This window comes from Bradyrhizobium sp. B097 (assembly GCF_038957035.1).
In the GTDB taxonomy this organism is placed as follows: domain Bacteria; phylum Pseudomonadota; class Alphaproteobacteria; order Rhizobiales; family Xanthobacteraceae; genus Bradyrhizobium.
The window spans coordinates 2,381,930-2,400,005 of the sequence record NZ_CP152412.1; the positions used below are offsets into that span (position 1 = coordinate 2,381,930).

The window sequence follows — 18,076 nt, forward strand, 5'->3', positions numbered from 1 at the left end:
GCGAAGCGAAACCCATCCTACTGCCCACCATGCGGCTCGCATGATGGGTTTCGCTGCGCTCTACCCATCCTACAAGATCGCATTCGGGGCACCTCCCATGGTCGACAACGACGACATCCCGTTCAACCGCGATTTTCCGCTGAAGCCCGGCGTGGTCGAGCAGGTCCGGCCCGGCGTGCGCCGCGTCCTCTGCAACAATCCGAGCCCGTTCACCTTCACCGGCACGGTCAGCTACATCGTAGGGCAGGGCAAGGTCGCGATCATCGACCCCGGTCCCGACGACGAGGCGCACGCGAAAGCGCTGCTCGATGCGGTCAAGGGCGAAACGGTGACCCACATCCTGGTCACCCATACCCATCGCGACCATTCGCCGAACACGCCGCGGATCAAGGCCGCGACCGGCGCGCCTGTTTATGCTGAGGGGCCGCACCGCGCCTCGCGCCCGCGCTTCGAGAGCGAGAAGCACAATCCGGAATCCGGCGCCGACCGCGATTTCCGGCCCGACATCGAGGTCAAGCACGGCGACGTCATCGAGGGCAGTGGCTTCGCGCTGGAGGCGGTGGCCACCCCCGGCCACACCGCCAACCACCTGGCGTTCGCGTGGGCCGAGCGCAGCATCAATTTCGTCGGCGACCATGTGATGGGCTGGTCGACCTCGATCGTGGCGCCGCCGGACGGTTCGATGATCGACTACATGGCCTCGCTGGAGCGGCTGGAGCAGCGGCCCGAGCAGCTCTATTTGTCCGGCCACGGCCCGGAGATTCCGGAAGGCCCACGCTATGTCCGTTTCCTGGCGCGGCATCGCCGGGCACGCGAGGCGTCGATCCTGCATCGTCTCGGCAAGGGCGAGGCCGACATCCCGACCATGGTGCGGGCGATCTATATCGGGCTCGACCCGCGCCTCGCCAATGCCGCCGGCTATTCGGTGCTGGCGCATCTGGAGGATCTCGTCGCGCGCGGCATCGTGGCGACGGATGGCGATCCCGTGATCGGCGGCACGTACCGGATGGCCTGATTGTCATTCCGGGGCGTGCGAAGCACGAGCCCGGAATCCATCGCACAGCTAACTCTGAGGTTCAATGGATTCCGGGTTCTCGCTTCGCGAGCCCCGGAATGACGAGCTATTTCTTCACCGACTTCGCCGGCGGCGCCTTCGGTGCGACCGGGACCGCCTTCTTCGCCGGCTTGGCGTTCTCGTTGTCGGCGGCGGTGTTGAGGTCCTCGATCAGCTTCTTAACCCGCGCGGCGTTACTGCCGAGGTCGGCGTCGAAATAGCGCGAGGCGGAGCGGATATCGACGCGCGAGTCCTCGTCGTCAGGCGTGACCCGGATCGAGACGTCCTCGCGGAAGCCCATGATCGGCGTGCGGGCCACCGCCTCGATGCGGCCGATCCGGCGCGGCGGCTGCGGCGCGCGTGCGTCGATGACGAGCCATTTGCGGCGGTTCACCAGCCGCAAGGTCATCTCATAGGCACGGTCGACCGGGGTTTCCAGTTCGACGGTTTCGATATCGGGATAGGCGGCGCGCTGCTTCTCGGCCGAATAGAGGCCGGCATAGGCGGCCGGGTTGGTGCCTTCGCCGGTGCGCAGCCGTGCCAGCGCCTCGAATTTCGGCGGGTCGATCGCGTCGGTGGTGACGTCGTAGATCCGCGGCAGCTTGCGGTACTGATAGGTGAGATAGGCCGGGTAGCCGAGGATCGCGGCGTCGATCAGGAACGCGAGCAGGATCCGGCCCATGCCGCGGGTGCCGTTCTGCCAGATCGCGGCGAAGGCGGCCAGCCCGAGCAGGATCGACAGGCCGGCCAGGCCCAGCGCGCCGAAGAAGGTCGCCAGCGCCGGCTTGACCTCCAGGAACCCGAACCGGACGATGATGATCGAAACCACCACCGCGACGACGGAGAAGATGGCGAGGTTGCGCGACCAGGTGGCGAGACCGGACACGGGCTCCTGCTGGTAGGGAGCGGAAAACCTGCGCGCCATCGTCGAAAAATCTGCCGGTTGAGATGTCCTTGGGCGACCTCAGCCGCCGCCAATGTTCGTGTGAGACCACGGACCTGCGGCGAATTCAAGGGTCTTACCCTCCCCTGGAGGGGGAGGGTCGACGCGAATGAAATGAGCGGCGGGGCGGGGTGATCCCTCAGCACGGGCACCTGTCTCAGTGGAGGGACTGTCATCCCACCTCGATTCGCATTTCGCTGCGCTTCATGCGAACCGATCCTCCCCCTCCAGGGGAGGATGACAGCTCGCCTACGCCGCGGCGGTCGGGAACGTGTAATCCTTGAACTGGTCGCGCAGCGCTGTCTTCAAGATCTTGCCGGTCGCGGTGTGGGGAATGCCGTCGACGAAGGCGACGTCGTCGGGCATCCACCATTTGGCGATCTTGCCATCCATGAATTTCAGGATGTCCTCGCGCGTGGCGCTCTCGCCCTGCTTGAGCTGCACGATCAGCAGCGGCCGCTCGTCCCATTTGGGGTGATGGACGCCGATCACGGCCGCTTCCGCCACCGCCGGGTGGCCGACCGCGAGGTTCTCGAGATCGATCGAGGAGATCCATTCGCCGCCGGACTTGATCACGTCCTTGGAGCGGTCGGTGATCCGCATGTAGCCGTGCTCGTCCATCGTCGAGACGTCGCCGGTGTCGAAAAAGCCGGCCTCGTCGAGGATGTTGCTATCGATCCGGAAGTAGGCCTTGGCGATCGCGGGGCCGGAGACCTTGAGACGGCCGAAGGTCTTGCCGTCCCACGGCAGCTCCTTGCCGGCATCGTCGGTGATCTTCATCTCGACGCCGAACGGCGGGTAGCCCTGGGTCTGCAGGATGTCGAGCCGCTCCTCGCCACTGCGATCGGTGAACGGCGGCTTCAGCGTGGCGAGCGTGCCGAGCGGGCTCATCTCGGTCATGCCCCAAGCGTGGCGCACCTGGCTGCCCATGTCGAGGAACGCCTTGATCATCGAGCGCGGCATCGCCGAGCCGCCGCAGATCACCATCTGCAGATCCGGCAGCTTGACGTTGTTGGCCGCCATGTATTGCAGCAGCATCAGCCACACCGTCGGGACGCCCGCGGTATGGGTGACCTTCTCGGTCGACAGCAGCTCGTACACCGAGGCGCCGTCGAGCTTCGGGCCGGGCATCACCAGCTTGGTGCCCATCGACGGTGCGGAGAACGCGATGCCCCAGCTGTTGGCATGGAACAAGGGCACCACCGGGAGCATTGTGTCCGCGGCGGAGGTGCCGAGCGCGTCCTTCGAGTTGGCCATCAGCGCGTGCAACACGTTGGACCGGTGCGAATACAGGACACCCTTGGGATCGCCCGTCGTGCCGGACGTGTAGCACATCGCCGCAGCGGTGTTCTCGTCGAAGGTCTTCCACTCGAATTTGCCGTCGGATGCCGCGATCCAGTCCTCATAGGCGACCGCGTTCTTCAGCGTGGTCTGCGGCATGTGCGCTTTGTCGGTCAGCACCACGTAGCGCTCGACGCTCGGCAGCTGGCTGGCGATCTTCTCCAGCACCGGGACGAAGGTGAGGTCGGTGATGACGATGCGGTCCTGGGCGTGGTTGACGATCCAGGCGATCTGCTCCGGAAACAGTCGTGGATTGACCGTATGGCAGATCGCGCCGATCCCCATGATGCCGTACCAGACCTCGAGGTGGCGCCAGGTGTTCCAGGCGATGGTGGCGACGCGGTCGCCGAGCTTGATGCCGTCGCGTTCGAGGCTCTGCGAGACCTTCAGCGCGCGGGCGTGGATTTGGGCGTAGTTGGTGCGATGAATGGGGCCTTCGACCGACCGGGTCACGACTTCCCGCGTGCCGTGATATTTGGCGGCGTGCTCAATAATCTTGTGACATAGCAAGGGCCAATCTTGCATCAAGCCAAGCATACGCAAATCCCTCCTCGATCCTCACGCATGATCCGCCGGCATCTTGGACGGCCGGCAGTAAGATCATGGAACTGACATGAACTGTAGCGCGGAGAAAGCAAGCCGAAAATGGCCTGATGGCGCGTTTCGTCGCGGTGGCGCGGCAATGGTTACCGCTGCCGCCGCGCTGCTTTGCCTTGGCATGCAAGCGGGGCCCGTGCAGGCCGCCCGCGGCGCGCCTGGCTTTCCATGGGACGATCTGTTCGGCACCCGGCCGCACAGGGCGCACAAGGCGGTCCGCCGCTCAGCGGTGCCGCTGCCGAAGCCACGCCCCGCCGAGGCGCCAGCAGCAGCTGACGCGCCTGCGGCAGCTCGCGCGCCTGTGGCCGCGGAGCCCGAGCCGCCGGCGGCTGCGGCACGGCCACAGGCTGCGCCTGCCGAGGCTGCCAGGGCCGGCGAGACGGCGAGGCCAGCCGAAGCAGCCAAGCCCGCCGAGCCGCCCAGGCCGCAGCTCTCGGCCTGCCGGCAGGCGCTGACCGAGGAGATCGCGATCGCGCCGAGCATTCCGGATATCCACGGCGCCGGCGGCTGCGGCGGCGAGGATCTGGTGCGGCTCGAGGCCATCGTGCTGCCGGACAAGCGCAAGGTCGCGGTCAAGCCCGCGGCGATCCTCCGCTGCAAGATGGCAAGTGCGGTCGCCGGCTGGGTGCGCACCGATATCGCGCCGCTGGCGCAGAGCCTCGGGGGCGGGATCAGCAATCTCGACAATTTCGACTCGTTCGAATGCCGTGGCCGCAACCGCATCGCCGGCGCACAGCTCTCCGAACATGGCCGCGCCAATGCGCTCGACGTGCGCGCCTTCGGTCTTGCCAACGGCAAGTCGATCTCGCTGACCGACCGCAGCGTGCCGCGCGATCTGCGCGAGACCGTGCTGCATTCGGTCTGCGCCCGGTTCTCCACCGTGCTCGGCCCGGGCTCGGATTGGTACCACGAGGACCACATCCATCTCGACCTGACGGAGCGTCGCAACAATTACCGGATCTGCCAGTGGAACGTTTACGATCCGCTGCCGCATGTCGCGCCGCTGTTGCCGGCCGAGCGTCCCGAAGAGGCGCCGCCGCGCGAGGTCGCCGCAAAATCGGACGCGTCCAAGCCGGACTCATCCAAGCCGGACCGATCCGAAGCCGACCGCGGCAAGGCCGATGAGCCGGATGCGGCGAAATCGGATGATGCGGCCGCGCCCGACGGCGCTGCCGAGACCAAGCCGCAGCCAACAAAAAAGCGCCGGCAGAGCCGGCGCCTTTGATCGCGATTGCGACGTGTTTGGGATCAGTAGGGGACGTTGCCGCCGCCCTGCAGCGCCATCTGCGGCTTGTAGGGCGAGTCGCCGTGCTTCGGCTCCAGCACGACGACGATGGTGCCGAGCTTGACGCGGTTGTAGAGGTCGATGACGTCCTCGTTGGTCATGCGGATGCAGCCCGAGGAGATCGACGAGCCGATATATTCCGGCTGGTTGGTGCCGTGGATGCGGAACAGCGTGTCCTTGCCGCCCGAGTAGAGATACATCGCGCGCGAGCCCATCGGATTGTCCGGGCCCGGTGCCACGAAGGTCGGAACGCCGAGGCGCGAGATTTCGCCGGGGGTGGGATGCCAGGCCGGCCATTCGGTCATGCTGCCGACCTTGGCAATGCCGGACCAGGCCATGGCTTCTTCGCCGACGGTGATGCCGTAGCGGATCGCTTTGCCGTCGTTCAGCACGTAATAGAGGTAATGGTTGTCGGAATCGACCACGATCGAGCCGGCGGCTTCCTTGCGGTGATACTCGACGATGGCGCGGCGGAACGGTTCGGCCACCGGCGTCTTGACGTAGGTGGTCTTGGCCAGCAGTTCCTTGTCATGCGGCTTGAAGGCGGCGGTGTTGGTGGCCTCATAGGTTGTGGCCTGCATGCAACCGGACAACATCAGGCCCGCGGCCAGGATCCCAAAGGTAACTTTGAACGACGACATGATTACAAGTTCCAATCGAAAATCCGCGTCTCAAAGCGCCACGATTGCGCCCCAAAACGCCACGATTCCATGACGGGCATTATTGCCGAAACGTGCCATTATTCCCAGAGTTTAGATGCCTTTCCCGCATCGCGGGACGTCGCCTGTGGCTTTTTTGCCGCAAGTCTTCTGGTGTGGGGCCAGTTTTTGTGCAAACAGGCAACGGTTGTTCAATCGAAGCTGCTTCAACGTCACATTCACCGCCGCCTTGCCGCCACAAAGGTGGATGTCCGGTTAATCGCCCGGTCATGAAGCGCCAGCCAGAATCGCGCTAGATCGACGGGTCTTGCCAGCCCTGTTTCCAATCCTGTGTCTCGGAGTTCGTGATGCTGTCGGTGTTCGTTCCCTCCGATTTCTCCCTCAAGAAGGCCGCCGTCACCGACCTCGGCGTGCTGCCGGAGGGCGCGGTCTGGGTCGACCTGGTGAACCCGACCGTCGAGGAGGACCGGGCGGTCGAGAAGCTCGCGGGGATCGCGGTTCCGACCCGGGAAGACATGCAGGAGATCGAGATCTCCAGCCGGCTCTATATCGAGAACAGCGCGCGCTACATGACCGCGACGCTGATGTGCCAGTCTGACACCGATATGCCGCGCACCACGGCGGTCACCTTCATCCTGACCAGCCATCGGCTGGTCACGGTGCGGTACGACCTGCCGAAGCCGTTTGCGCTGGTCGAGAACAAGCTGGCGCGCTCCTGTGCGCCCGGCATCACCGGCGAGCAGGTGCTGATGGAACTGCTGGATGCGGTGATCGACCGCTGCGCCGACCTCCTGGAGCGCTGCGGCGCCGACATCGACCAGGTCTCCCACGACATCTTCGAGCCGGAGAGCCAGCGCCACGGCCACGCCAAGCAATATTCGCAAATCCTGATCGCGATCGGGCGCAAGGGCGACCTGACCTCGAAGGTCCGCGAAAGCCTGGTCTCGATCGGCCGCCTCGTCACGTTCCTTTCGGCGATCGTGGAGGGCGTCAAATGGTCCAAGGACATGCGCGAGCAGCTCAAGACCATGCAGCGTGACGTGGCTTCACTGACCGACCACGCTTCCTATCTCTCCAACAAGATCACCTTCGTGCTCGACGCCATGCTCGGCGTGGTCAATCTGGAACAGAACAACATCATCAAGCTGTTCTCGGTGATGGCGGTGGTGCTGATGCCGCCGACGCTGATTGCCTCGATCTACGGCATGAATTTCAAGATCATGCCGGAACTCGAGTGGGCGCACGGCTATCCGTATGCGCTGGTGCTGATGCTGATCGCGGCTGTTGTGCCGTACTGGATCTTCAAGTGGAAAAAGTGGCTGTAGCACCAGTTCCACACGTCGCGTTTTGGGACGCGTTTTCTGCCTTATTTCCTCTGCTAAAATTTGAGCGTTGCGCTGAACGTTTGGGCGAAACTTGTCTGCGATAACGCCCGCCTCGAAGCCGGAGGACAGCAATGGTTGAGAAGATCATAACGCCACGGCGTAACGTCATCGACTTTGCGCGCTATCAACACGACCGCGCAGCAGGCAAGGTGCAGGCGATCTCGCCGAGACTTTGCCGTTACTGTGGCGCTGCGTTGCTTGATGGTGAAGACGAAGACGATTGCTCCAGCGCGTTGAATGACATCGCGCTGCAGCCGCTTGAGAAGAAATCTCGTCGGTTTTATGCGGACTAGAGGCTGAGGCCTTTTGGAGGCAGAAGCCTCGTCTGCGTCGTTACGCCTGCAATCGAAGCAATCCTTGGAGTACGGCCGCGGCGGCGGCCGGGATCGCCTCGAACCTCTCTCCCCTAATTCCCATCCAAGCCAAAGCTCAGACGTGCTGGCCACCGTTGATGTGGATCTCGGCGCCGTTCACATAGGAGCTGGTTTCCGTGCACAGCACGTAGATGATCTTGGCGACCTCGTCCGGGGTGCCCAGGCGATGCATCGGGATCTGCTGGTCGACGATCTTCTCGGTGCCCGGCGACAGGATCGATGTATCGATCTCGCCCGGTGCGATCGAATTGACGCGCACGCCGACGCGGCCGAAGTCGGATGCCATTTCCCGCGTCAGTGACGCCAGCGCGGCTTTCGAGGTCGCATAGGCAACGCCGGCGAACGGATGCACGCGCGAGCCGGCGATCGAGGTGACATTCACCACCGCGCCCTTGGCGTGCCTGAGCTCGTCGATCAGTCCGCGGGCCAGCATGATGGGCGCGAAGAAGTTGACGCGGAACACGTGCAGCCACGTCTCGATATCGGTGTCCATGGTCCCGAGCCGCGCGCCGCCGGCACCCTTCGGCGAGATGGCGGCATTGTTGACCAGCGCGTGCAACTCGTCGTTCACCAACCGCTTGCGGATCTCGCTGATCGCGCGAACCGTGTCGTCATGGTCGCCGAAATCGACCTCGATGTGATCTTCCGGTCCAGCGCCCCAGGGGCAGACTTCCGGGAATGCATGCCGCGAGCAGGTGATGACGCGCCAGCCCGCGGAAGCAAACCGGATCGCGGTGGCGTGACCGATGCCGCGGCTGGCACCGGTCAGGAGCAGGGTACGGCGCGGCGCGTTGGAAGGAGGGGACATGGTGTCTTTCAGGTTGGCGTCTTTTAAGCTGTCGTCATCACGGATAGAGCCGCACCTTCGACCATGCGCTGCCGGCGCCGTCGCGGCGGAATTCGATGCGGTCGTGCAGGCGGTACGGGCGGTCGTGCCAGAACTCGAAGCGCTGCGGCGCGATCCGCCAGCCGCTCCAGCCCGGCGGACGCGGCACCTCGCCGATGACGTATTTCGCGCCGGCCTTGGCGATCGCCTGCTCGAAGGCGAAGCGGCTCTCCAGCGGCTGCGATTGCTTGCTGGCCCAGGCGCCGATCTGCGCCTGCTTCGGCCGTGTGGCGAAATAGGCGTCGGCCTCGGCGTCCGCGACCTGCGTCACCGCCCCGCGGATGCGCACCTGACGGCGCAGCGATTTCCAGTGAAACAGTAAAGCGGCCTTAGGGTTTGCGGCCAATTCGCGGCCCTTGGCGCTGGCAATGTGGCTGTAGAACACGAAGCCGTCGGCATCGAAGCCCTTCATCAGCACCATCCGGACGTCGGGCAGCCCGTCGGCATCGACGGTTGCGAGCGCCATCGCGTTCGGATCGTTCGGCTCGGACTTGACCGCTTCCGCAAACCATTCGCCGAACAGGGCGAATGGTTCCTCCGCCGCGGTGAAATCACCCGATGTTAACGGTGTCGGGTGTTTGATGGAGGTCGTGTCGGTCATGTCAGGAGTCCCGATTTGCATTCGCCCGCGTCCGAGAGCGCGTTTCTAGCCCTATATAGGGCATGGGGGCGCGTTGGCCTATCGGCGATCCACCCCGCGGGCGCGGTGGTGACCTTGATCCTGATCGGCGTCGGCGCGAGCGGCTGCAGCCTGTCGCGCACCGATGCTTTCGCCAGGATGGACGACAAGGATGTGACGGGCTCGATCAACCCGACCCAGGTCAGCGCGGTGATGCCGACCGACAGCGATCTCGCGTTTGCCCGCAACGCTGCCTCCGACGTGCTGACCAAGGGCGACAAGGATTCCAGCCAACCCTGGGAAAATCCCCGGACCGGCGCGCGCGGCTCGGTGACGCCGCTGGCCCAAGCCTATTCGGGCGAGGACGGCAAGACGTGTCGGGATTTTCTCGCCAGCTATGTGAATGGAGCCACCGAGACCTGGCTGCAAGGCGCCGCCTGCAAGGCTGGACAAGGCAGGTGGCAAATCCATAGCCTGAAGCCCTGGAGTAAGTCCTGATAGTCCCGGCCGATGCCGGCACCAAGCTAGTTGCAAAAATGCCACTGAGCCCCCACATGAAGGCAAAGTGGGCCCGGATGGGTTCCCGGCCACAACTGATTTTCCCGTGAAGGAGACGTGACGGATGCGCGACCCCTATGAGGTCTTGGGGGTGCAGCGGAGCGCCAGCGCTGCGACGATCAAGAGCGCCTATCGCAAGCTCGCCAAGAAGCATCACCCTGATAACAACAAGAACGACCCGAAGGCGGCTGCCCGCTTTGCGGAGATCAACACGGCCAACGAGATCGTCGGCGACGAGGACAAGCGCAAGCAGTTCGACCGCGGCGAGATCGATGCCGACGGCAAGCCGCGCTTCCAGGGCTTCCCGGGCGGCGGCGCCGGTGCCGGCGGCCGTGCCGGTCCCGGTGGCTTCGAGTACAGTTTCCGTGGCGGCCCCGGCCCCGGCGGCGGCGTGGGCGGCGGCAGCTTCGAGGACATCCTCAACAGCATGTTCGGCAACGCCGCGCGTGGCGGCGGTGGCGCGCGCGGGGGGCGGGCCAGCCCGTTTGAATTCGAAGGCGGCGGGGTCGGCGTCGACCTCGATCTTTCGGTCGCCATGACGGTGTCGCTGGAGGAATCGGCTGGGGGCGGCGACAAGCGCGTGCGCCTGCCGACCGGCCGTGAGCTCAACGTCAAGATTCCGCCCGGTGTCACCGCAGGCCAGCAGATCCGGCTGAAGGGGCAGGGCGACACCGCGCAAGGCCACCCGCCCGGTGACCTCCTGATCACGATCTCGATCGCGCCGCATCCGTTCTTCAAGGTCGACGGCAACGATCTGCGGATCGATCTGCCCATTACCCTCTACGAGGCGGTGCTGGGCGGCAAGGTCCGGGTGCCGACGCTCGGCAGCGCCGTCGAACTGTCGATCCCGAAGAACACCTCGAGCGGCCGCACCTTCCGCCTCAAGGGCAAGGGGCTGTCGAAGGCGGGCGCCGTCGGCGACCTCTATGTCACGACCCGCATCGTCCTTCCCGACGGGAACGATGCCGAGCTTGAGGCATTGATGCAGACGTGGCGGGAGCGAAATTCCTACAATCCGCGCAGCGATCTCGGCTGACCGCCGAGATCGCGCCCCAAAAGACGCGAAAGACGCGAAACTGCAACTACCCCGGACTCTATCGGGGTAGACGCGGGCGTTGCGAGGGCGTCAAAGGATGACCGGCCGTCCGAAGTCCAAAATCTGCGGCGTGCAGATCGGATCCGGAAAAAGAGTGCGGCCTCGAGAGGGGGACCAGCGCGGTACACAAAACCCCAATCGAGGCCGCGTGCGCCGATCGGCGGATCGGGCGCAGATCATCTTCGCGTGAGCATCCGGTACGACAATGAGACGCGTCCATGACGCGAATCGAAATTTTCAATGTCGGAATTGGGACACTGAGTGAGGCTGGATTCACTTACTCGAAACGGCACAATGGCGGCAGCTGATCTCCCGTAAATCTACGGGAAATCAGCCGCCGTTCTTCTCCATCTGATCGTAGACCGCCTGCGCGACCTGGGTCAGGCGCGTCCGGTCGGTGCCGCCGCTGACGACATAGGCGACGCCGCGATCGGCCCAGAACAGCGCGCCGTCGCTGCCCTGGACGGCATAGCGCATCTGGGTCGCCTCGGTTTTCGCCTTGGCGGTGTAGACCGTGAAGCGCTCGCCGGACGTGCTCTCATACATCAGGAACGACGCCGGCCCGCTCGGCCCCGGCAGCAGGCGGCCGCCGACCAGCTTCAGCCCGGTGAGGTCGGGCGCGCGGACGTCCCAGCCGCAGCGCTTGGTCAGCCATTGCTGCAGATGATCGCGCTCGCTGCCGGGCACCTCGACGGGATGACGGACCTCGACCACGTAGAGCCGATGCGCATCCAGCGCATCCAGCGTAAAGCTCTGGAAGGCCGACGGCGTCGCCGCGGCGCCGCGCGCGATCCAGCCGACGCCGCCGCCGGCGATGAAGGCCATCAGCGTCGCCGCCACCGCGCCATAGACCCAGCGGCGCGGCTGGCGCACCAGCCGCTCGAGTTCGAGCCGCTTCGGCACCGCCTCGTCGAGCACCGTGTCGTAGCGCGCATGCAGCGTCTCGGCCATCGCGCGCCATGACTGCACCCGCGCCGCGTCGTCAGGATGCGTGGCGAGCCACGCCTCGACATCGCCGCGGCGTTCGGCCGGCAGCTCGTTGTCGACGTAAGCGTGCAGCTCGTCTTCGGTGACGGGGATATTCGGGTCGGTCATATCAATGGTCTCTGCCAAATCTTGTTCGAAAAACGTTCATGCGTAACGCCTGTCTTCGCGCACATTATCATTTCACCCGCCTCAGGGTTGGGCGCTGGCCCTCGATCGAGGCCCGCACATGGGCGCGCGCGCGGGCGAGGCGGGACATCACCGTGCCGATCGGCACGCCCTGGATGTCGGCGACCTCCCGGTAGCTCATGCCCTCCAGCATCACGAGCAGCAGCACCGAACGCTGCTCCTCGACCAGCGTCGACAATGCGCGCTCGATGTCGCGTCCCTCGGCCTCGGTGCCGCTGGCGTCGGCATTGTTGTCGAGCAGCGGCATGAAGGCCGGCCGCCGCGCCAGCGAGCGCCTGCGGTTCTTGTTCAGATTGGTCAGGATCGTGTACAGCCAGCTCCTGACGTCGCCGCCGAGAAACAGCCGCTCCGAGCGCAGCGCGCGTACCAGCGTGTCCTGCACCAAATCATCGGCGATATCCGAGTCACGCACCAGCGCGCGCGCATAGCGGCGGAGCGCTGGAATCATGGCTTCGACACTTTGACGAAACGCGGTCATGCATCCCAGTCTTCGATGGTTGCGGCGATAGCCGCCTTGCTCAACATAACACCCTAACGGCGTGGCTATTCCGGTTGCGCCAAGCTGCGCGCATAGCGCCTCGGCTGCGACCGATTTGGGCTTGTCGCCTGCCAAAGTGCTGGTGTACCTCCGGGCCAGAAAAATTCGAAGCGAATGCCGGTGCCAACGATCTACTACATCCGCCACGGCGAGACCTCATGGAACGCCGAAGGCCGGCTTCAGGGCGTGCAGGATATTGCTCTCAACGAGCGCGGCCGCGCCCAGGCGGCACATGCCGGCCGCATCCTCGCCGATCTCCTGGCGCGCGACGGCCGTGACAAGGCGACGCTGCCGTTCGTCGCAAGTCCGCTGCTCCGGGCGCGCGCGACCATGGAGCTGGTGCGCACCGAGCTTGGCCTGCCGCCGGGCGACTACGCCCTCGACGCGCGGCTGCGCGAGATCGCCTACGGGTCGTGGGAAGGCTCGACGCTGGCAGAGGCGCAGGCCGCCGACCCCGCCGTCTATGCCCGCCGCCTGGCTGAGAAGTGGACGGTGTCGCCGGAGGGCGGCGAGAGCTATGTCGACGTGCAGGCGCGGATGACCGAGTGGTACGGCTCGGTGACGTCGGACACCGTCGCCGTCGCACATGGCGGCACGGCGCGGGCGCTGATGGTGGCGCTCGGCTTCGAGACCCCGGCCTCCGCCGCCGACCTCGCCATCGAGCAGGGCGCGGTCTACGTGTTCGGCGCGGCGGGCCTGCGGAAATATAGTTAAGGCCCGTAACTCTCTCCATCGTCATTCCGGGGCGACGCGTAAGCGTCGAGCCCGGAATCCATCAGGCCGCGTGTCCCGTGGACCAATGGATTCCGGGCTCTCGCTTCGCGAGCCCCGGAATAACGAGTTGGATGGCTATGCCCGGGCGTGACGAAGTCGAGGTTTGACCCCGCTGCCTGCGCGCGTTACGACACGCCATGTCCTTCAATACTTTCGGCCATATGTTCCGCGTCACGACCTTCGGCGAGAGCCATGGGGTCGCGATCGGCTGCGTGGTGGACGGCTGCCCGCCGCTGATCCCTCTGACGGTGGAGGAGATCCAGCACGACCTCGACCGCCGCCGGCCCGGCCAGTCGCGCTTCACCACCCAGCGCCAGGAGCCGGATGCGGTGAAGATCCTGTCCGGCGTGATGGCGCATCCGGAAAGCGGTGTGCAGGTGACGACCGGCACGCCAATCGCGCTCCTGATCGAGAACACCGACCAGCGCTCGAAGGATTATTCCGAGATCAAGGACAAGTTCCGCCCCGGCCATGCCGACTTCACCTATGAGGCGAAATACGGCCTGCGCGACTATCGCGGCGGTGGGCGTTCCTCCGCGCGCGAGACCGCGACCCGCGTCGCGGCCGGCGCGATCGCGCGAAAAGTCCTGCCCGAGGTGAAGGTGCGCGGCGCGCTGGTGCAGATGGGCCCGCACAAGATCGACCGCGAGAAGTGGGACTGGGACGAGATCGCAAACAACCCGTTCTTCTGTCCCGACAAGGACAAGGCGACGTTCTTCGAGAGCTATCTCGACGGCATCAGGAAGAGCGGTTCCTCGATCGGCGCTGTCATCGAGGTCGTCGCCGAGGGCGTGCCGGCCGGGCTCGGCGCGCCGATCTACGCCAAACTCGACAGCGATCTCGCTTCCGCGATGATGAGCATCAACGCGGTCAAGGGCGTCGAGATCGGCGCCGGCTTCGGCGCCGCCGAGCTCACCGGCGAGGAGAACGCCGACGAGATGCGGACCGGCAACAACGGAACGCGTTTCCTGTCCAACCATGCCGGCGGCGTGCTCGGCGGCATCTCGACCGGCCAGCCGGTGGTGGTGCGCTTTGCGGTCAAGCCGACGTCCTCGATCCTGACCACGCGCCGCACCGTCGATCGCAAGGGCGCCGATACCGACATCCTGACCAAGGGCCGCCACGACCCCTGCGTCGGCATCCGCGCGGTGCCGGTCGGGGAGGCCATGATGGCCTGCGTGCTGGCCGACCATTTTCTGCGCGACCGCGGGCAGACCGGGCGCTGATCCCCTATATAGTGATCACCGGATCGGGTGCTCACCTGGGGAATGCCATGAACGCGTCGGAGCTTCGGGACATCATCGCATGGATGATCGGCGGCGCGCGGTCGGCGCCGACCCCGGCGCAGATGATGGCGGAATGCTGCGAACGCCTGGTACGGGCCGGGCTGCCGCTGTGGCGCGTCGGCGTCTTCGTGCGCACGCTGCATCCCGAAATCTACGGCCGCCATTTCATCTGGAAGCCCGGCGCCGAGGTCGAGACCGGCACGGTCGATCACAACATCCTGGACGCCCCGGAATTTGCCGTCAGCCCGCTAGCGATCGTCCTCAAGCAGGGCGTTGAGGTGCGTGCGCGGCACGACGACCCCGCCAGCTCCCGCTTTCCGATTGTCGTGGATCTGCAGGCGGAGGGCGTCACCGACTACATCGCGGTGCCGCTGATCAACACCGCCGGCCCCCCGAACGCGTCGAGCTGGACCACCAGGCAGCCGGGCGGCTTCACCGACGAGCAGCTGGATGCGATCCGCTCGATCACCATCCCGCTGTCGCGCTACATCGAGATCGTCACGCTGCGCCGCACCGCGACGCTGCTGCTCGACACTTACGTCGGCAACCGTGCCGGCGAGCGCATCCTGGGCGGGCAGATCAGGCGCGGTAGCGCCGACACCATGGATGCGGCTATCTGGCTGTCCGACCTGCGCGGCTTCACCGCGCTGTCCGACCGCTTGCCGTCGGAAACCGTCGTGGAGATCCTCAACCTCTACTTCGATTGCCAGGTCACCGCGATCCGCGACCATGGCGGCGAGGTGCTCAAGTTCATGGGCGATGGCCTGCTCGCGGTGTTCCCGGTCGACGAGTATCTCGGCGACGAGGTGCAGGTCTGCTCGCGGGTGCTGGAGGCGGCGCGCGCATCCCGCGCCGGGGTCGAGGCGCTGCAATTCCCCAATGGCGACGCGGTCGAGCGCTTCCGCTTCGGCGTCGCGCTGCATCTCGGGCGCGTGCTCTACGGCAATATCGGCGGCGGCAACCGGCTCGACTTCACCTGCATCGGTCCGGCGGTCAATCTCGCCGCGCGGCTCGAGAAGATCGCTGGCCGCCTCGGCCGCACCGTCGTGGCCTCCGAGCGTTTCGCCGGCATTCACGACGGCGGCTGGAGCGATCTCGGCGAGTTTCCGATCGCGGGATTTGCCAAGGCCGAACGGGTCTACGGCCTGTTCGACGAGGCGCCGGTCGCCGCTGCGAGCTAGTGTCGGTGCGACGTGACTGACACGAACGCGCAGCATCGCATCGGGATCGCGCTGGTCGTCGCGGCTGCCGCGGCCTGGAGCACTGCGCCGTTTTTCACCCGGCTGCTGCACTTCGATTCCTGGACCATCCTGTTCTGGCGCGGGCTGTTCGGTGGCGGCGCGATCGCGCTGTTCCTGGTCGCCACGCAGGGCTGGCGCGGCGCGCGCGATCTCGTCGTGATGCCTTTGAGCGGATGGCTGGTGGCCGGCCTCTCGACCTTCGGCATGGTGACGTTCATTCCGGCGCTGCAACTGACCAGCGTCGCCAATGTCGCCATTCTCATCGCGATGCAGCCGTTCGTGGCGGCCGCGATTGCCTGGCTTTGGCTCAGTGAGCGGGCGGGGCCCGGCACATTGCTGGCAAGCCTTGTCGCGCTCGCGGGTGTGGCGATCACCGTCAGCGGCGCCGGCGGCATCACGGATTACCGGGGCATCGGCCTTGCCTGTGTGATGGTGCTGGCGATTTCGCTGATGACGGTGGTGATCCGGCGGCACAAGGGGACGCCGATGATCGCCGCCGCGGCGCTCTCGAACTTTCTCGGCAGTGCCGTGAGCTTGCCGTTGGGGCAGGGCATCGGCGCGGTCACCGGCGCCGATCTCGGCGTGCTCGCGATGTTCGGCGCGTGCCAGGTCGGTCTCGGTCTCACCTTGTTCACGGTCGGCTCGAGGTTGCTGCCGTCCGCGCAGGCCTCGCTGATCGCCACGCTCGAGACGCCGCTGATGCCGTTCTGGGTGTGGCTGGCGTTTGCCGAGGTGCCGTCGCCGCGCGCCCTGATCGGCGGCGCGCTGGTGATGGGGGCGGTCGTCGTCGACATTGCGCTGAGTCAGCGGGCGCAGCTCGCACGGCCCGAGGGCGGGTGATGGCCGTTATTCCTCGGGCTCGGTGGTGAACAGCAGCGGATAGCCCTTGGCGCGGCCGGCGTCGGTGGCGCGCGTCGCCTTGGTCTCGGCGACATCCCTGGTGAACACCGCGACCACGCAGACGCCGCGCTGATGCGCGGTCAGCATCACCTTGTAGGCCTGGTCGTCGGTCATGCGGAATTCGCCCTTCAGCACGGTGACGACGAATTCGCGCGGCGTGTAATCGTCGTTGACCAGGATCACCTTGTGCAGGCGTGGCCGTTCGACCTTGGTCTTCGTCCTGGTTTTCGGTTTGACGACGGTATCGGGCATTGCCCGGCACTCCCAAGCGATTGCCCCGTAAGAATACCGTCTTCTCGTGCGTGTTGGAACCGTTCGGTTCGCACGGCGTCATTGCGGCAACCGCACGGCGCGTGTTGCCGCATTCGCGGCAAGCGACGTCCAACCTGCAAGCGTCTAACTTGCAGGCCTCTAGCTTGCAGGCCTCTAACTTGAATGTGAAGGACAGATGATATCTGCGCTTTTCGCCGCCCGATTTGCGTGTCACCATGACAGGACACGACGGGAGGGCCGCAATGCGCTGGTATGTCTCGATCGGAGCGGTGCTTGTCGCGGGCATGTTGGCCAGCGGCGATGTGGCCGGTGTTGCCGCGCCCGGCCCGGGAACACAGACAGGCCGGCTGGCCGAAAAGGAATCCACGCCGAGCGTCGACATCGAGCTCATCATTGCGGTCGACGTCTCCTATTCGATGGACATGGACGAGCTCGCGATCCAGCGCGAGGGCTATGCGCAAGCGATCGTTTCCAAGGAGTTCCTGCAGGCGCTGAAGGCCGGCCCGAACGGCAAGATCTCGATCACCTATTTCGAATGGGCCGCCTCCAACGACCAGAAGGTCATCATTCCCTGGCGGGTGATCGACGGCCCCGAATCCGCCGACGCGGTCTCCGCCGAGATCATGAAGACGCCGGTGCGCCGCGCCTCGCGCACCTCGATCTCGGGCGCGATCTATTTCGCGATCCCGATGTTCGACGAGAATCCGCATCGCGGCCTGCGCCGCGTGATCGATATTTCCGGCGACGGCCCCAACAACAACGGCACGCCGATCACGCCGGCGCGCGATGCTGCGCTCGACAAGGGCATCGTCATCAACGGCCTGCCGATCATGGTGAAGGAGCCGTCCTACTCGACGATGGATATCGAAAATCTCGACTATTACTACGAGGACTGCGTGATCGGCGGGCCCGGCTCCTTCGTGGTGTCGATCAAGGATCGCGAGAAGTTCAAGGAAGCGATCCGCACCAAGTTGCTGCTTGAGGTCGCCGGCCGCACCCCCGAGCGCCCGATCGTGCGGACTGCCGAGAAGGAGCCACGGGTCAGTTGCACGATCGGCGAGAAGATCTGGCAGGATCGCTGGGGGCGGTAGCCT

The 18,076-nt window shown here is 65.6% G+C and carries 19 protein-coding genes; 11 read left to right on the plus strand and 8 right to left on the minus strand.

The features are described from left to right. Positions 1-97 precede the first annotated feature (97 nt). Positions 98-1,015 carry an MBL fold metallo-hydrolase gene (locus tag AAFG07_RS11030; RefSeq protein ID WP_342729122.1) on the plus strand — a complete coding sequence of 306 codons (918 nt, stop codon included), beginning with the start codon at positions 98-100 and terminating at the stop codon, positions 1,013-1,015. Positions 1,016-1,121: 106 nt separating this feature from the next. Here AAFG07_RS11030 and AAFG07_RS11035 read toward each other — a convergent pair whose 3' ends face one another. Both AAFG07_RS11035 and AAFG07_RS11040 read right to left on the minus strand, forming a co-directional pair. Then, positions 1,122-1,979 carry a DUF1499 domain-containing protein gene (locus tag AAFG07_RS11035; protein ID WP_342727291.1) on the minus strand — a complete coding sequence of 286 codons (858 nt, stop codon included), beginning with the start codon at positions 1,977-1,979 and terminating at the stop codon, positions 1,122-1,124. Positions 1,980-2,246: 267 nt separating this feature from the next. Continuing rightward, the gene (locus AAFG07_RS11040) at positions 2,247-3,875 is read right to left on the minus strand and encodes a fatty-acid--CoA ligase (protein ID WP_342727292.1); all 1,629 of its coding nucleotides are present in this window, start codon (positions 3,873-3,875) and stop codon (positions 2,247-2,249) included. A 145-nt stretch (positions 3,876-4,020) separates the two neighbouring features. Between AAFG07_RS11040 and AAFG07_RS11045 the strand changes: the two genes are divergently transcribed. Continuing rightward, positions 4,021-5,160, plus strand: a complete 1,140-nt coding sequence (locus AAFG07_RS11045) for an extensin family protein (RefSeq protein ID WP_342727293.1) — start codon at positions 4,021-4,023, stop codon at positions 5,158-5,160. A 23-nt stretch (positions 5,161-5,183) separates the two neighbouring features. Here AAFG07_RS11045 and AAFG07_RS11050 read toward each other — a convergent pair whose 3' ends face one another. Beyond that, the gene (locus AAFG07_RS11050; RefSeq protein ID WP_342727294.1) at positions 5,184-5,861 is read right to left on the minus strand and encodes a L,D-transpeptidase; all 678 of its coding nucleotides are present in this window, start codon (positions 5,859-5,861) and stop codon (positions 5,184-5,186) included. Positions 5,862-6,226: 365 nt separating this feature from the next. On the opposite strand from AAFG07_RS11050, the gene AAFG07_RS11055 reads away from it, so the two are divergent. Next, positions 6,227-7,204, plus strand: coding sequence for a magnesium transporter CorA family protein (locus tag AAFG07_RS11055; protein ID WP_342727295.1), 978 nt, complete (start codon positions 6,227-6,229; stop codon positions 7,202-7,204). A gap of 131 nt (positions 7,205-7,335) precedes the next feature. After that, a complete protein-coding gene (locus tag AAFG07_RS11060) occupies positions 7,336-7,557 on the plus strand; it encodes a hypothetical protein (RefSeq protein WP_176532935.1) in 222 nt (73 codons plus the stop codon). A gap of 136 nt (positions 7,558-7,693) precedes the next feature. On the opposite strand, the gene AAFG07_RS11065 is transcribed toward AAFG07_RS11060, so the two are convergent. Together AAFG07_RS11065 and pdxH are read right to left on the minus strand one after the other, a co-directional pair. Continuing rightward, positions 7,694-8,446: an SDR family oxidoreductase gene (locus AAFG07_RS11065; protein WP_092124720.1), complete on the minus strand. Its 753-nt coding sequence runs from the start codon at positions 8,444-8,446 to the stop codon at positions 7,694-7,696. 37 nt (positions 8,447-8,483) lie between these two features. Next, entirely contained in the window at positions 8,484-9,125 is a 642-nt protein-coding gene (gene pdxH, locus AAFG07_RS11070) for a pyridoxamine 5'-phosphate oxidase (RefSeq protein WP_342727296.1), read from the minus strand. Positions 9,126-9,233: 108 nt separating this feature from the next. Between pdxH and AAFG07_RS11075 the strand changes: the two genes are divergently transcribed. Together AAFG07_RS11075 and AAFG07_RS11080 are read left to right on the plus strand one after the other, a co-directional pair. Beyond that, positions 9,234-9,641, plus strand: coding sequence for an RT0821/Lpp0805 family surface protein (locus AAFG07_RS11075; protein WP_342727297.1), 408 nt, complete (start codon positions 9,234-9,236; stop codon positions 9,639-9,641). A gap of 124 nt (positions 9,642-9,765) precedes the next feature. After that, entirely contained in the window at positions 9,766-10,737 is a 972-nt protein-coding gene (locus AAFG07_RS11080; protein ID WP_342727298.1) for a J domain-containing protein, read from the plus strand. A gap of 390 nt (positions 10,738-11,127) precedes the next feature. Here the strand turns inward: AAFG07_RS11080 and AAFG07_RS11085 are convergent, their stop codons facing one another. Then, complete coding sequence (locus AAFG07_RS11085; RefSeq protein WP_229166222.1) at positions 11,128-11,892, minus strand: anti-sigma factor; 765 nt, start codon at positions 11,890-11,892, stop codon at positions 11,128-11,130. Between the two features lie 67 nt (positions 11,893-11,959). Next, complete coding sequence (locus AAFG07_RS11090; protein WP_338831213.1) at positions 11,960-12,448, minus strand: sigma-70 family RNA polymerase sigma factor; 489 nt, start codon at positions 12,446-12,448, stop codon at positions 11,960-11,962. Between the two features lie 174 nt (positions 12,449-12,622). Here AAFG07_RS11090 and AAFG07_RS11095 point away from each other — a divergent pair, with 174 nt between their 5' ends. From AAFG07_RS11095 to AAFG07_RS11110, 4 genes are all read left to right on the plus strand, one after another. Beyond that, positions 12,623-13,222, plus strand: coding sequence for a histidine phosphatase family protein (locus AAFG07_RS11095; protein WP_342727299.1), 600 nt, complete (start codon positions 12,623-12,625; stop codon positions 13,220-13,222). A gap of 197 nt (positions 13,223-13,419) precedes the next feature. Continuing rightward, on the plus strand, positions 13,420-14,508 hold the full coding sequence (aroC, locus tag AAFG07_RS11100) for a chorismate synthase (protein ID WP_342727300.1): 1,089 nt from the start codon (positions 13,420-13,422) through the stop codon (positions 14,506-14,508). Between the two features lie 47 nt (positions 14,509-14,555). After that, entirely contained in the window at positions 14,556-15,749 is a 1,194-nt protein-coding gene (locus tag AAFG07_RS11105) for an adenylate/guanylate cyclase domain-containing protein (protein ID WP_342727301.1), read from the plus strand. 12 nt (positions 15,750-15,761) lie between these two features. After that, positions 15,762-16,649, plus strand: coding sequence for a DMT family transporter (locus AAFG07_RS11110; protein ID WP_342727302.1), 888 nt, complete (start codon positions 15,762-15,764; stop codon positions 16,647-16,649). 6 nt (positions 16,650-16,655) lie between these two features. Here the strand turns inward: AAFG07_RS11110 and clpS are convergent, their stop codons facing one another. Further along, a complete protein-coding gene (gene clpS, locus AAFG07_RS11115) occupies positions 16,656-16,961 on the minus strand; it encodes an ATP-dependent Clp protease adapter ClpS (protein ID WP_021076758.1) in 306 nt (101 codons plus the stop codon). Positions 16,962-17,224: 263 nt separating this feature from the next. On the opposite strand from clpS, the gene AAFG07_RS11120 reads away from it, so the two are divergent. Continuing rightward, the gene (locus tag AAFG07_RS11120) at positions 17,225-18,073 is read left to right on the plus strand and encodes a DUF1194 domain-containing protein (RefSeq protein ID WP_173641407.1); all 849 of its coding nucleotides are present in this window, start codon (positions 17,225-17,227) and stop codon (positions 18,071-18,073) included. Positions 18,074-18,076 lie beyond the last annotated feature (3 nt).

Coding starts and splice junctions, on each gene's coding strand:
- AAFG07_RS11030 (WP_342729122.1), top strand. CDS start 98: ATGGTCGACAACGACGACATCCCGTTCAACCGCGATTTTCCGCTGAAG.
- AAFG07_RS11035 (WP_342727291.1), bottom strand. CDS start 1,979: ATGGCGCGCAGGTTTTCCGCTCCCTACCAGCAGGAGCCCGTGTCCGGT.
- AAFG07_RS11040 (WP_342727292.1), bottom strand. CDS start 3,875: ATGCTTGGCTTGATGCAAGATTGGCCCTTGCTATGTCACAAGATTATT.
- AAFG07_RS11045 (WP_342727293.1), top strand. CDS start 4,021: ATGGTTACCGCTGCCGCCGCGCTGCTTTGCCTTGGCATGCAAGCGGGG.
- AAFG07_RS11050 (WP_342727294.1), bottom strand. CDS start 5,861: ATGTCGTCGTTCAAAGTTACCTTTGGGATCCTGGCCGCGGGCCTGATG.
- AAFG07_RS11055 (WP_342727295.1), top strand. CDS start 6,227: ATGCTGTCGGTGTTCGTTCCCTCCGATTTCTCCCTCAAGAAGGCCGCC.
- AAFG07_RS11060 (WP_176532935.1), top strand. CDS start 7,336: ATGGTTGAGAAGATCATAACGCCACGGCGTAACGTCATCGACTTTGCG.
- AAFG07_RS11065 (WP_092124720.1), bottom strand. CDS start 8,446: ATGTCCCCTCCTTCCAACGCGCCGCGCCGTACCCTGCTCCTGACCGGT.
- pdxH (WP_342727296.1), bottom strand. CDS start 9,125: ATGACCGACACGACCTCCATCAAACACCCGACACCGTTAACATCGGGT.
- AAFG07_RS11080 (WP_342727298.1), top strand. CDS start 9,766: ATGCGCGACCCCTATGAGGTCTTGGGGGTGCAGCGGAGCGCCAGCGCT.
- AAFG07_RS11085 (WP_229166222.1), bottom strand. CDS start 11,892: ATGACCGACCCGAATATCCCCGTCACCGAAGACGAGCTGCACGCTTAC.
- AAFG07_RS11090 (WP_338831213.1), bottom strand. CDS start 12,448: ATGACCGCGTTTCGTCAAAGTGTCGAAGCCATGATTCCAGCGCTCCGC.
- AAFG07_RS11095 (WP_342727299.1), top strand. CDS start 12,623: ATGCCGGTGCCAACGATCTACTACATCCGCCACGGCGAGACCTCATGG.
- aroC (WP_342727300.1), top strand. CDS start 13,420: ATGTCCTTCAATACTTTCGGCCATATGTTCCGCGTCACGACCTTCGGC.
- AAFG07_RS11105 (WP_342727301.1), top strand. CDS start 14,556: ATGAACGCGTCGGAGCTTCGGGACATCATCGCATGGATGATCGGCGGC.
- clpS (WP_021076758.1), bottom strand. CDS start 16,961: ATGCCCGATACCGTCGTCAAACCGAAAACCAGGACGAAGACCAAGGTC.
- AAFG07_RS11120 (WP_173641407.1), top strand. CDS start 17,225: ATGCGCTGGTATGTCTCGATCGGAGCGGTGCTTGTCGCGGGCATGTTG.